Source organism: Chitinophagaceae bacterium, from assembly GCA_016717285.1.
Classification (GTDB): Bacteria; Bacteroidota; Bacteroidia; order Chitinophagales; family UBA10324; genus JACCZZ01.
In genome coordinates this window covers 692,611-707,140 of record JADKFU010000001.1, presented here as the reverse complement: position 1 = coordinate 707,140, position 14,530 = coordinate 692,611, and the positions used below count along the sequence as shown (strand labels likewise).

Below are 14,530 nucleotides of genomic sequence, written 5' to 3'. Positions count from 1 at the left end.
TTCTTAGCAGATGAGAGCTAATGACTAATCAACCACTGATTAATAAGGATTCAAGATTGTATCCTGCCAAACCAGTTCAATACACAATTAATTTCTGAACAGGAAGATCGCTGTCCGGCACAGTTACCAGGTAAGTGCCGCTGTGTAATTTCTGAATATCGATAACAGTAATTTGCTTCGCACCATCAGCCCTCGTAACCGGCTTTTCCAATACTACTTTTCCTGTAATATCTGATATGCGGATGAAAGTATTTTCAGCAATCGTTAAAGTAACATTTATTTCATTGCTTGCGGGATTGGGATAAATGAAAATATCCCGGATAACTTTCTCATTTTCATCAACAGATTTTGTCAATGCAAATATTTTTTTGATGGAAAGATGATAGCAGATGTTAGAAAAGATATTTGCCTGAACAAATACTGCTACGTATACCTTACCCTTCATTGCTTTCTTAAGCGTAACCTCTTCATCGCCTGTACCTGCATGGTGCGAAATTTTAATAGGGTGAAAAAGTGAGTCATACAAAATGATGTCACAATTTTGAGCGAGGTTACTGAGATAAACCTTAACGGGCCAATCTGATGTCTTGGTAAAACTGTAAAAATCTCTATCCCCTGCATAATTTATGAGCGCATCAATGGAGGCAGGCTGCGTAATTACACCTAAAGGATACGATTTTTCAATCTGGTTGTTCGGTTCGTATTTATCAAGGCATCCCAAATCTATATTCACGAACAGCCCATCCAGTGTAGGTGTGGCAGTATTGGAGGGTGTATACGTATTAAGTGTTCCCAATCCGGGGCTGAAGGTACTAATTGCAAATGTGAGGAAACGGTTGTCATAAATATCCAATGAAGGTCCATATCCATCATCAAAAATTTCATCCTCTGTTCCACCGTAGTAAGTAGACCAAACCAATTGGCCCTTATCGGAGAACATCGCCAAAAATGCATCGCGTTTTCCGCTAATGACCGGCTGAATAGCATCAGGTGTACTGATAAGACTATCGCTGTCTGTAGTTCCTCCGATCATGATCAAACCGCCCGGCAACAATTTTATCGCCGAACCAATTTCATCTCCCGCTCCTCCGTAATAGGTTCCCCATTTCAAATGGCCTGCGGTGTCGAACTTCGCCAGATAAGCATCCTCATAAACGGTGGAGGAGGCTGGTCCACTCCCATTCAACTGTGTTTGGTAAACACCTGGTGTAGTCATACTTAGTCCGCTTGCGGTGGGTCCGGTGATATAACTGTTGCCATCACCGTCAGTCACAATCTCGCGACCACGTTCTGTTTTTAATCCACCATAATAGGTACACCATTTTTTAACACCGCTCTTTTTGTATTTCGCAACAAATACATCATTGTTGCCTCCTAATTCCGACTGATGCACATTGCCCAATGCGATTCCATCTTCACTTGGAGTGGTACCTGAAACCAACAGGTTTCCAAAATGATCGAGCACCACATCATGCGCGCGGTCCTGATCCGATCCTCCGAGATAAGTGGAAAAGAGGATGGCCCCGGAAGGTGAAAATGCCGAAATGAAAGCATCACCGGCGCCACCATATACAGTTTGCTGAGCACCGGCAGTAACAATATTGGTAGCACTTTCTGTATAACCCCCAACATACACTCCGGTCTGATCCGCAATGCAGGAGTAACACTGATCTTTTCCGGCACCTCCTAAAAAAGTGCTCCATATTAATACTCCTGAAGTATCAAATTTTGAAATATATGCATCAATCAATCCATTGTTGGTCACCTGATAAGCGCCTGTTGTTGACATAACAAGCAGACTCCTTGTTTGACCACATAAATACAGGTTGCCAAATCCATCGAGGCACATACCAAATGCAACTTCTTCTGCTTCTCCTCCAAAATATGTGCTCCATAGAATGGTGCCCGATTGATTCATTTTTGTGATGAAGTTGTCAGACACTCCTTGCTTTACCGTTTGATAAGCTCCTGTGGTAACCACTCCTGATGGAGAAAGCGTTTGGCCGCAGCTATAAATATTTCCAAAACCATCCGCTTCAACCCCTTCTATTAATTCGTCTTTTACGCCGCCAAAGTAACGGCTCCAGGTAATTTCAGGGTCAATCGTAAGTACTTCATGCTGATTGCCTTTTATGGCTTTAAATGTAACAGCAGATCCAAGCGTCTGGTAAGGGATATAAAAAGAATCTCTGGATGCTTCGTAATATGATAACGGTTTTGATTCCTTTATAAACCCCTTTCCAGGAAGTAACGTTAGCAACTCACCATTTTCGTTTACAACAGGAAGCGATGCTCCTGCATAATTCAACCTGATAGCCCGCATATCCGCTCCGGGCTGAATGACGAAATCATATTTTAAACGTGTTAGATTTGATTTTTTTTCATTTGATATGTAAAAAACCAGGTCGATGCCCTCGTATATATTCTGATACGTAATTTTTTGGTAATGATGAATATCATAGTAAGTACCGGAAGGCCGGATATAATTCCTGGTATCCTTTGATATTCCGGAGGCAACCAGTTTAACGTTTTTATTCGCGCCGGTTAATTTCACATCCGTTCTCTCATATTTTAACAAGATGGGTTTTATTAAAACCGGCTCATCGCTATCAACAAGCGCTTTGGTTTCATTTGTTGTTTCTTCAGATTTAAGTGCTGCACCATTGGTGGTTAATTGATAGGAAAAAAAATCTTTTCCCAAAGCGATGGTAAATCCATCCTGTTCAAACACATACAAAATATCTGATCTCTTTATTCCATCCTGATCTGTAACCTGCCCTTTATTTTCCCAAAATCCGGCAGCCTGAGAGTTACTTACAATGCCAACTGATACCGCCGGAAAACCCATAAGTAACGCGTTCATTAACAGGAATAAAAATGTGCAAAAGGTTTTCACAATAATCTGATCTGGTTAAATTGTCACATTTCTTTGCTGCCACCTTAAAAAAACCGAAGCAAAGAATCGCAAATTTGCTCTCAAATTCTGACATTACAAAAAGTGAATCTTACATTCAATTACATAGAGACATGATTTCCTGATAGCAGATGCGTGTTGATGTGGAATCATCAGAGGTTTTTCGTGCTTTTAAATTTCATTGCATGATGGTTGCAATTATTATTACAATAAATCCTCTACTTGTAAATTGCGATGAACGGTGCATCTCCGTTTCTGCGACATGCGCGGTACATTCCGTCGGAATTAAACGGCATTTCAATGTTGCCAAAACGATCGATGCTGATGAGGCCGCCTTCCGCTCCTAATTCTACCAGCTTCTTGTTTACCACATAGTCACAGGCTTCTTTAAGGAGCATGTCCTTATACTCCATGAGCGCGGAAATATCATATGCCACCACCGAACGAATAAAAAATTCACCATGACCTGTGCAGGAAACAGCGCACGTTTTGTTATTGGCATACGTACCGGCACCAATCATCGGACTATCTCCCACCCTGCCAAATCTTTTATTTGTTAATCCGCCAGTGGAAGTTGCAGCAGCAAGATTACTGTTCATGTCCAATGCCACTGCTCCTACTGTGCCGAATTTTTTTTCACTTCCATGATCAAGCTTTATTACGTTGTCAGCTATTGCACGCTGCAATTGCTCATACCTTTCCTGATTATAGAAATAGGATGCTTCCTCAAAAGGTATTTTCCTTTCCGCTGCAAATTCTTCGGCGCCCGTTCCACATAAAAAAACATGCTCGGAAAAGAGCATGATCTCTTTCGCCAATGATACCGGATTCTTAATCCTGCTCACTGCACATACAGCACCTGCTTTAAGATCCAACCCGTTCATAATAGAAGCATCCATCTCATGCGATCCTTCATGATTGAACACTGCACCTTTACCGGCATTGAAATAGGGGAAATCTTCCAGGTAATTCACGGCAGCTTCTACAGCATCGAGTGCCGACCCTTCGCTTTCAAGAACGCGGTAGCCTGCCTCCAGTGCATCCTTCAAACCATTTCTATAAATTGCTTCTTTCTCATGGGTCATTTCCTTTTCAAGAATGGTACCTGCGCCACCATGTATTGCTATTCCGAATTTTTTTGACATACTTTTTTTGTGGGTGACAAAAATAAACAAAGATGGACATAGGTCATTGGTTATTAATCAGTGGTTATTGGTGAAATTTTATCAGGAATTCTGACGAAAGGAATGCTTTGAAAGGGTGCATAGCATTCGATAAAATTAAAAGCTCCGCGCTTTATTTGAGGATCATACTCAAAGCTTTCAAACCATTAGCGGCATCTTGATGATTGGGATTTATTTGCAGGGTTTTTTGCCAGCATTCTTTCGCTTTGCCGAATTGACCTAAGGTGAAACAGGCACCACCTAAATTGTACCACGCGTCCGCATTTTTGGGGTCATATAGAACTGCTTTGTCAAGGTAACTGATGCAATTGGATAAATTTTTATTTCTTGCTTCTTCCATGCCGCGCTGATAATAGCTTTCTGCAAGATATTTATCATACAGTAAAAAATTGCTGTTACCCGGGTCTACATTACGGGCGCGACTCCAGACTTCTTCAGCAGCATCCACACTGTCGAGCCTGCTGTAAACAACACCCATGTTAAGCAACGTAGTGATGTAATCCTTTTTTATGGAATCAGCTATTTTAAAGTAAGCCAATGCTTGTTCAGCATACGATCTTTTCAAGGTATCATTTTTTGCCCCATCACTGAGTTTTATCATTGCCACTCCTGCATAAGTATTGGCACGCGCGCTTCCGGAAGCAACTTTCACATCGTGAAGAAATAATGTTTCATTGGATTGCCAGTCGGTGTTGCGATTGATTGTTGCATAGGAACTTACGATCGTGACAGGAATCAGCAGCAAAGCAACGGAGAGCATTTTGACTGTCTCAGCGGTTTTCCATCGGAGCCACAATCGTCTGCCAATTTCTGTCAGGAGAATGCTGAAAGGCACAGTGGCCTGAAATAAAAACCGTTCAGCCATTGGCGCTCCGATATTGATGAGCAGGTTCGAGATGATGAACATTCCTGATAAGTAAAAAAGCAGGCACCAACTCAGGAGGTCTTTCTTTCTCAGTCCGTAAATAATTATTACAATCATCAACAGATGCAACAGAACGGCAAACCAAACACCTATCGATGAAAAATCCTGATAAGGAATCTGCTTATAGGAATAATCATACGAGAGTGGATGCGGCCAGAATAACAATTGAACATAACGCAACAAAACGTACAACATGGTTGCATACTTATCAGCAAGAGATGCAAGCACGTAAGGGTTGTCCATTACTTCCGTTATTTCTTTATGATTAACTACCAGCACTGAACTCCGAAGCAGAAAGTAGAGAGCGGCAACTCCCCAATATGGAATACTTTGCAATGTGATTTCACTTACCCTTTTTAGTGAGAAAAAATAAAGTGTAACCGGAATAATTCCAATGAAAATGATTCCATTTTCTTTCGACAATAAGGCCAGCGCGAAAAAAACTACGGAAAGAAAAATATGAATTTGCTTTTTTGAAACCGTTATAAATTCCAGAAGATAATACAACGTAAGCAAGAGAAAAAACAGCGACATCACTTCATCCCTGCTTTTTATGTTGGCAACGGCTTCAGTATGAATGGGATGAACCGTGAACAAAAGTGCTGCAATGAATGCTGCAGCAGGATATTGCTTAAAAATAAATTTACGTAAGAACAATAACAGTACAATGCAGGTGCATACATAAAAAAGCAGGTTAAAAAAATGATGCACAAATGCATTGTTGCCAAAGAGCGTATTTTCAATAGCAAAGGCAATTAAGGAAAGCGGCCGGTATCTGCCGCCACTCAGATTTTTACTGTTGCCGATGGCTCCGTAAAAACTATCGTGTGTTATGATATCCGGAATACCGCTGATGCCCTGCGTTACGAATTTATTTTCAAGAATCACCATGCCATCATCCAAAGCATACTGGTTATATAAAGTGTTGCCATACAGCAACAACGCTATCAGCGAAATGATGATTAACTGAAAGTAACGATTCTCAAAAAAAAGCAGTTTTTTATCCACTTATGAATGGCAGTAATTTATTTTAACCCAAAACGATTTTAAACGTTTCAAACTTTTAAACTTTTCAAACATTTCAAATTTTTCAATCCCTTCAATCAATCTCAGGATAATCTTCCGGAAATGCTTCCCGCATCACACCATATACAATCTCAAAAACATCTTCAGTGTTGGGTTTACAGAAGTAGTCACCGTCGGTAGCATAAGCAGGACGATTGGGCGTTGCGGTAATAGTTACCGGTTTTGAATCAAGAAACCTGTAGCCATTCTGAATTTCCAGCACTTGCTGCATCATGTAAGCAGTTGCTCCGCCCGGAACATCCTCATCCAGAAATACAACACGGTTTGTCTTCTTTACGGATTCAACTATTGCATGATGAATATCAAATGGAAGCAACGTCTGTACATCAATCAATTCAACCGAAATACCAACGTCGTTTAATTTTTCAACAGCTTCCATTGCAATGCGACAAGAAGATCCATACGTGACTAAAGTAACATCGGTTCCGGCATGTAGTACTTCAGGAACACCTAACGGTAATGTCATTTCTCCAATATTGGACGGAAGTTTTTCTTTCAACCGGTAACCATTCAGACATTCGATGATCAATGCAGGATCATCAGACAACAACATGGTATTGTAGAAGCAGGCCGCCTGTACCATATTGCGCGGCACGAGCAGGTAAATACCACGGATGGAATTCAGGATCATTCCCATCGGTGAGCCGGAATGCCAGACTCCTTCAAGCCGGTGGCCCCTGGTGCGGATAATAACAGGCGCTTTTTGTCCACCTGCTGTTCTCCATTGCAAGGTCGCAAGGTCATCACTCATCAGTTGTAAAGCATAGAGGAGATAATCGAGGTATTGAATTTCTGCAATCGGACGAAGTCCGCGCATAGCCATTCCAATACCTTGACCAATGATCGTGGCTTCACGTATTCCAACATCAAAAACTCTTTCTATTCCATATTTTGCTTCCAGACCGGAAAAACCCTGGTTCACATCTCCAATCTTCCCAAGGTCTTCACCAAACGCAAAGAGTCGGGGTTCCCTTGCAAGGGCCGCATCGAAACAGTGGTTCATAATTTCGAAACCATTAATAGCTGCAGCATCCGTCGAATAAACCGGTTTTATTTCTTTCACCAGTAAGGCAGCCTGTGATGACTGGCTATGCAAATGGGAAGAATACAATTTACGTTGTGCCTTTTCATATTCATTTTTCCACTGCGACAATTGATCGCGCATCGGATGCTGCTCTTTACTTAAAATGCGCAACACGCTTTTTGCTGCAACCAAAACATCTTTTTTAATCGGGTCAATTGCTGATTGCAGCGCTTTACTGACTGCTAATATTTCTGCCGCATATTGAGAAGTACCGGCGATATTTTCCAGCATTGCACAAAGTGTTTCAATAGAATTCTTAATTGGATTGTTGAATTCATTCCAGGCTGCCTTGCGCTCATTACTTACAAATTCTTTTGCTTCCGCTTCAATAGCATCACATTCTTCTGCAGTAAGGATTGCATATTTAATGATCCACTCCCTCATTTTTTTATTGCAATCGAATTCACGTTCCCACTCCAGCCGTTCTTTGTCTTTATAACGTTCATGGGAACCCGAAGTGGAATGTCCCTGCGGCTGTGTAAGGTTTTTTATATGAAAAAGGGCGGGAATATGAGTTTCACGAACTTTAGCAATTCCCTTTTCATAAGTTTCAATCAACGAAACATAGTCCCAGCCATTTACCACATAAATATCGAGACCGTTTCCATTCTCATCCGCAGCAAAACCTGAAATCGCATCGGAAATACTTTGCTTCGTAGTTTGAAAGCTAATGGGAACTGAAATTCCATACCCATCGTCCCACACCGAAATTGCAAGCGGTACTTTTAAAACTCCTGCCGCATTCAAGGTTTCCCAGAAATGACCTTCTGACGTGCTGGCATCACCAATAGTAGCAAACACAACTTCATTACCCTTGTCTGAAAATTGCGTGAAGTCTTTCAGTGTATCCATCTCACGAAATTTTTTTGAAGCAAGCGCTAATCCAAGCGCTCGTGGCATTTGAGAAGCTGTAGGCGACGCATCCGCGGCAGAAATTTTCATAGCCGACAGATTTTTAAATTCACCATTTTCATCCAGCATACGGGTAATGTAATGGCCATTCATCTGGCGTCCGCCTGACATCGGTTCATTTTCAAGGTTTGTATCGGCATATAGTTGCGCAAAGAACTGTCGAACGGTGCACATGCCTGTTCCAAATGCAAGTGTCTGATCGCGATAGTATCCTGACCTGATATCTCCTTCTTTAAAAACTCTTGAAAGGGCAATTTGGGCTAGTTCCTTTCCATCGCCAAAGATGCCAAACTTGGCTTTGCCGCGTAACACTTCTTTGCGGCCCAGCAAACTTGCTTCCCTGCTAATCATCGCTAACCGATAATCATTAATTACCTGCTGCTTAAATTCCTCAAAAGTCAGTTGACCTTCGCCAGGTGATGAGCCGGCTAACAATTTGATTCCCGACATATTTTGATTTTTTTCAAAAATAGTAAAAAGCGCCTCTAATATATTGTAATGAAAACTTATCGTGCAAAGGTTATTTAAAAGCTATCAGCCATCTGACATTTTTACATCATTGCAGTCTGAAACCCTTATTAGTTTTTTCAATGCGATTCAATAACGGTTACCATTCTATTCACCGATTGAATTTATTCTTAAAAATTTGTTAAAAATCTTACCGCGCTCTTAATTAATTTGGAAGGTAACTCAACAAATGAATAGCTTTGGCCACATAAAAAAAAAACATGAAAAAATTCCTTTGGCTTTTCTGCTTTTTGCCGGTGGTTACCCTGGCACAATCCTCGAAGATTACTCCGATGAAAGCGCACCCTACCGTGAAAGCAACGCAAACTTCGGCGGTAGATTCTGCTATAGCAGCAAATCCCAATGCCCCTGTATTTAAATTCAAAGAAGAATCATGGGATTTCGGTCAGATTCCGCAAGGCACACCGGTAACACATGTTTTTACATTTGATAACAGTGGTAAAGAACCATTGATAGTTAGCCAGTCCACAGCATCCTGCGGTTGCACCACTCCTGAATGGACCAAGGAACCTGTGCTTTCCGGAAAGTCGGGAACGGTAAAAGTGACTTTCAACGCCGCTAAAGAAGGAGCTTTCAACAAAACAATAACTGTGTTGTCTAACACTGCAAGTCCGAAATACTTAACAATAAAAGGAACGGTTTTACCAAAACCACCTGCACCGGCTACAACACCTTCAAACGAACAAAAATAAACCTGAACCATACTATTAAAAACAGGCATCATCTACAAGAATTTTCATTTAACGTCACCTTTTAATTTTTAACCTTTTAAATTAAACAATCATGAAAAAAGTAATTTTCTCTTTCGCTTTGTTTTCTGTTTTTGCGTTGCACGGTTTTGCACAAAATGCAGCTCCTAATGCAACACCGGTTGCTAATCCGAATGCAGGTGATTTTACATTCACTGAAGAAACGCACGATTTCGGAAAGATTCCTAAAGGAACTCCGGTAAACTATGAATTTGCGTTTTCAAACAATGGAAAAGAGCCAATCGTAATCAGTAATGTGCAGGCTTCCTGCGGTTGTACGACTCCGAAATGGCCTAAAGAACCCATTCTTCCAGGTAAAACTTCTGTGATCAATGTTCAGTACAATGCAGCTAATCCGGGTGGATTTAACAAGTCTATCACGATCACTTCCAATGCAAAGACACCCACCAAAGTGCTTTACATTAAAGGAACTGTTGAGACACAAACTGAGCAAACAACTCCTGAAAAACAGCCGAATATGCTGACCACACCGAATAATTAATTTTTGAATTTTAAATAAAAAAACTCCGTGAATGATCTTCACGGAGTTTTTTTATTTAGCAGGATGAAAAGAACTTATTCAAAACGAGAGTTCTCAATAATGCGAAATACGAAATCTTTAATGCCGCGTTAAGTTTTAAGATAACTCCAACTTTTATTCGAAAAAAGCAATGATGCCACTCTAAATGAATCCTGCTGCTATTTCCTTAACAGCATGTTGAATTATATTCCCGTTGCAACTTCTTCAGAATACGCTTCGATCGGCGGGCATGTACAAACCAAATTACGGTCACCATAAGTATTGTTGATCCTGGCCACAGTTGCCCAAAATTTGTGCTGAACCAGGTAAGCAAGCGGATAAGCTGCTTTGGTTCTTGAATAAGCATGATTCCAATCATCAGCCGTTACTTCCCGAATGGTATGAGGCGCATTCTTTAAAACGTTGTCAACTTTATCAACCTCGCCATCAATTATTTCCTGAATCTCTTCCCGAATGGAAAGCAATGCATTACAGAACCTGTCAAGTTCTGCCCTGTCTTCACTTTCAGTTGGTTCAATCATCATGGTTCCCGGCACCGGAAATGAAACGGTTGGCGCATGAAATCCATAATCTATCAAGCGCTTTGCAATGTCTTCTACTTCAATACCATGTTTCTTAAATTCGCGCATATCAACAATCATCTCATGTGCGCATCTTCCCTTACTACCTTTATAAAGTATCGCATATTGTTTTTCAAGCCGCGACTTAATGTAGTTTGCATTGAAGATTGCAATTTTAGTAGCAAGTGTACAACCTTCGCTTCCCAACATTTTGATGTAACCATATGAAATAAGCAAAATGCTCGCGCTTCCCCAGGGAGCGGCTGAAACTGCAGTGATGCCCTTTTCACCACCCACCCGCACCACCGGATGTGACGGTAAGTATGGAGCAAGATGTTTGGCCACGCAAATAGGTCCCATGCCTGGTCCGCCTCCACCATGTGGAATACTGAAAGTTTTGTGCAGGTTTATATGATTCACATCTGCACCAATTGCAGCCGGACTTGTTAAACCAACCTGTGCATTCATATTGGCTCCGTCCATGTAAACCAGACCACCATTCTTATGAATAATATTGCAGATTTCCTTAATCCGTTCTTCAAAAACTCCATGTGTTGATGGATAGGTAATCAGCAAAGCTGCAAGCTCATTTTTGTGCTCGATCGCTTTGGCTTTTAAATCATTCACCTCCACATTGCCTTCTTCATCACACTTCACCACCACTACTTTCATACCTGCCATTACAGCGCTTGCAGGATTGGTTCCATGAGCAGAAGAGGGAATCAATGCTACATTTCGATGGCGGTCTCCTCTGTGATGATGATAGGCCATGATTACCATTAAACCTGCATACTCTCCCTGAGCACCGGAATTGGGTTGGAGTGAACAGGCGGGAAAACCTGTTATCCTGCAAAGATCCTTTTCAAGTTCTTTAATGATCTGTTGATAGCCGCTGGCCTGGTTGAGTGGAACGAACGGGTGCAACTGAGAAAATTCAGGAAAGCTAACCGGAATCATCTCGCTGGCAGCATTCAGCTTCATTGTACATGAACCCAATGAAATCATTGAGGTATTTAAAGATAAGTCTTTGTTTTCCAATGACTTCATGTACCTCATCAACTGACTTTCTGAATGATGCCTGTTGAAAACAGGATGCGTCAGATAGGTAGATTCGCGCACCAAATCAGGGTTGGTTCTCAGATTTAATTCCTCAGTAATTTCCATAGGCTGCTCCTTTCCTGCTGCCTTTGAAAAAACGCTTACAATAGCATCCACCTCTTTTGTACCAACGGTTTCATCGAGTGAAATTCCTATTTCACCTGCGTCAAAATACCTGAAATTGATACCTGCTTTTTCAGCTAGTCTCTTTATTTCATTTACCGGTATTGTATCAGTATCAAGTTTCAGCGTATCGAAATAAAAACTGTTTTCCTGGATGACTCCTAATTGTCCAAGTCGCTGCGCAAGCGATACAGTATGATTATGTATCGTCAATGCAATTTCCTTTAATCCTTCAGGGCCATGATATACAGCATACATAGCAGCCATGTTAGCCAGCAGCGCCTGAGCAGTGCAAATATTGGAAGTTGCCTTTTCCCGTTTGATATGTTGCTCACGCGTTTGAAGCGCCATTCTGAAAGCCTGATTGCCATCAGCATCAATCGAAACTCCGATGATGCGACCAGGCATTTGACGTTTATAGGCATCCCTGGTAGCAAAATATGCAGCATGCGGGCCGCCATAACCAAGTGGCACACCAAAGCGCTGTGCAGAACCAACTGCTACATCAGCACCTAATTCGCCGGGCGATTTCATCAAAGTCAAAGCCAGCAAGTCGGCCGCCATCACCACTCTTACACCGGACTGATGCGCTTCATGAATGAATGCTGAATAATCTGTTGCCTCACCATCTCCATCAGGATACTGAACGATTGCGCCGTAGAAGGGCTGATCCCATGAAATGGTTTCATGATCACCCACCAGCAATTTTATTCCAAGTGGAGCTGAGCGCGTTTTTAATAGGTCGATTGTTTGTGGAAATACTTTTTCAGATACAAAAAAAATGTTTTTATGCTCCTCATTTTTCTCCCGGTCATGAAAGAGCATGATCATGGCCTCTGCTGCTGCAGTACTCTCATCCAGCAAAGATGCATTGGCAACTTCCATTCCCGTAAGATCAATTACCATTGTTTGAAAGTTAAGCAATGATTCTAACCGGCCCTGGGCAATTTCCGCCTGGTAAGGTGTATACTGGGTGTACCAACCCGGATTTTCAAAAAGATTACGAAGTATGGCCGGAGGCGTGAACGTATTGTAGTAACCCATACCAATATAAGTCCGGAACAGTTTATTTTTTTTCGCGATTGCGCGGATTGACTCAAGATATTCCTGTTCAGAAACCGCGGATCCGATATTCAGGGCCTTTTTATTATTTATATTCTCTGGAACAACTTCAGCAATCAGCTCATCGAGTGAATCCGCGCCGATTACCTCTAGCATTTCTTTAATATCCGTGTCGTTTACTCCAATGTGGCGTGAAGCAAATCCTTTTGGAATGATGTAACCCATGTTACTTTTTGTTTTTGAGTGGGCAAAGTTAAGTGATAAGATTTGAAGATTTTAGATCAGATCAGATAGCAACTGATCGTGTGAATAACTTAAGTTTTAATCAAACATGTGAAAGTAGCGCTCAAAATATTTTTACTGATCATTTGAAATTCTATAATTATTGCCTAATTTTTCAGGCAAATTAGTGCTTATGCTTCCTGATTATTTTGCAATTCTGGGGATTCCAAAAGATGCCAGTGAGATGGAGATCAAGCGGGCATATCGTCAAAAAGCAAATGAATATCATCCGGCTATTAACCGTTCATCAAATTCACTTGATAATTTTATTCTGGTGAATGAGGCTTATGAAATACTGATACACAAGAATACACACGAGATCTACCTGGAAGATTATCAGACCACAAAAGATCCGCTTCAATATGAGGTATACTATTATTGGGTGAATGCAGCAAGAACAAGGGCTGCGCAGCATGCAGCATTATCTGCCAAAGAATTTTTCAACACAAAATTTTACAGGAATACTTATTTATACAGCTACCCTACTTTGATTGTGTTCATGATCATTGGTGCCATAATGCTCATCACTCCGTTTGTAACCATGGTGATGGCTAAACAAGGAGTAGGCATTTTTTTTATTCTCGCTGTCATTTTTATTGCCTGGCCTGTAGGATTGTATTTCTTTGTGCAGTCTGCTATTGGTTTCCAATCGATGAAGAAATACATGCATTGAATATAGGCCAATTTGCCGGACAACCGCCAACTTCTCCCTCATTGAGCACTCATTTTTGTAACCGCAAAAGAATTAAACGGCTGGATATTGTCCATCATAGATGAACGTTGTAGTCTTCAGCTCGACCTAATTTTTTATTATTGCCACGAAATCCCTTAGGTTTGAATCCTGAATGAAAAAACTTTTTTGCATTATCATCTCATTGCTGTCGATTATTGAATGTAAGCCGGTAATGGCACAAAGTCCCCGTCTGATTCAATACAGCGGTGTTGTGCTTTCCACCGATTCTGCCACCACACCGGTACCTTTTGCCAGTGTGTATAACCGAAGCATCCGGCTTGGTTCCATCGCCAACTTCCAGGGTTTTTTCACTTTTGCTTCCCGTGTGGGCGATACCATTGAAATTAGCTCGGTGGGTTATAAAAAGGGATTGGTGGTGGTACCTGATATTCCTGATAAGGAAAGTTATACTGCGCTGATTTTCCTCGAACCGGACGTAAGCATGCTTCCTGAAGCAAGAGTCTATCCCTGGTTTTCAAAAGATCAGTTCCGGGATGCCTTTGTGCATCTCAATATTCCTGATGATGACCTCGAACGCGCAAGAAAAAATCTGGATGCCAATAAACTCCAGGAGTTGGGGGAAACTTTGAAGGATGGAACACTCAGTGCAACACAATCTCTGCAAAATTATTCCAGCACTTATTACTATGCAGGACAGTATCGTCCGCAGGCCATTCTGAGCCCGAGCGCCTGGATGCAATTTTTTAATGCCTTGCAGAATGGCGCGTTTAAGAAAAAGTAATCGTACG

9 protein-coding genes are annotated in these 14,530 nt (G+C 41.4%); 4 read left to right on the top strand and 5 right to left on the bottom strand.

From position 1 onward, the window contains the following. Nucleotides 1-76 precede the first annotated feature (76 nt). The 4 genes from IPO83_02940 to IPO83_02925 all read right to left on the bottom strand — a co-directional run bounded on the left by IPO83_02940 (nucleotide 77) and on the right by IPO83_02925 (nucleotide 8,555). Nucleotides 77-2,863 carry a T9SS type A sorting domain-containing protein gene (locus IPO83_02940; protein MBK9730236.1) on the bottom strand — a complete coding sequence of 929 codons (2,787 nt, stop codon included), beginning with the start codon at nucleotides 2,861-2,863 and terminating at the stop codon, nucleotides 77-79. 269 nt (nucleotides 2,864-3,132) lie between these two features. Continuing rightward, the gene (locus tag IPO83_02935) at nucleotides 3,133-4,059 is read right to left on the bottom strand and encodes an isoaspartyl peptidase/L-asparaginase (GenBank protein MBK9730235.1); all 927 of its coding nucleotides are present in this window, start codon (nucleotides 4,057-4,059) and stop codon (nucleotides 3,133-3,135) included. A 151-nt stretch (nucleotides 4,060-4,210) separates the two neighbouring features. Next, entirely contained in the window at nucleotides 4,211-6,031 is a 1,821-nt protein-coding gene (locus tag IPO83_02930) for a tetratricopeptide repeat protein (GenBank protein ID MBK9730234.1), read from the bottom strand. A gap of 91 nt (nucleotides 6,032-6,122) precedes the next feature. Then, nucleotides 6,123-8,555, bottom strand: a complete 2,433-nt coding sequence (locus IPO83_02925) for a transketolase (GenBank protein MBK9730233.1) — start codon at nucleotides 8,553-8,555, stop codon at nucleotides 6,123-6,125. A gap of 350 nt (nucleotides 8,556-8,905) precedes the next feature. Here IPO83_02925 and IPO83_02920 point away from each other — a divergent pair, with 350 nt between their 5' ends. After that, on the top strand, nucleotides 8,906-9,325 hold the full coding sequence (locus tag IPO83_02920) for a DUF1573 domain-containing protein (protein MBK9730232.1): 420 nt from the start codon (nucleotides 8,906-8,908) through the stop codon (nucleotides 9,323-9,325). A gap of 91 nt (nucleotides 9,326-9,416) precedes the next feature. Beyond that, on the top strand, nucleotides 9,417-9,884 hold the full coding sequence (locus IPO83_02915; protein ID MBK9730231.1) for a DUF1573 domain-containing protein: 468 nt from the start codon (nucleotides 9,417-9,419) through the stop codon (nucleotides 9,882-9,884). Between the two features lie 221 nt (nucleotides 9,885-10,105). On the opposite strand, the gene gcvP is transcribed toward IPO83_02915, so the two are convergent. Then, complete coding sequence (gene gcvP / locus IPO83_02910; protein ID MBK9730230.1) at nucleotides 10,106-12,991, bottom strand: aminomethyl-transferring glycine dehydrogenase; 2,886 nt, start codon at nucleotides 12,989-12,991, stop codon at nucleotides 10,106-10,108. A 190-nt stretch (nucleotides 12,992-13,181) separates the two neighbouring features. Here gcvP and IPO83_02905 point away from each other — a divergent pair, with 190 nt between their 5' ends. Beyond that, nucleotides 13,182-13,721, top strand: a complete 540-nt coding sequence (locus IPO83_02905; protein MBK9730229.1) for a DnaJ domain-containing protein — start codon at nucleotides 13,182-13,184, stop codon at nucleotides 13,719-13,721. A 172-nt stretch (nucleotides 13,722-13,893) separates the two neighbouring features. Beyond that, nucleotides 13,894-14,523, top strand: a complete 630-nt coding sequence (locus IPO83_02900; protein ID MBK9730228.1) for a hypothetical protein — start codon at nucleotides 13,894-13,896, stop codon at nucleotides 14,521-14,523. Nucleotides 14,524-14,530: the final 7 nt, after the last annotated feature.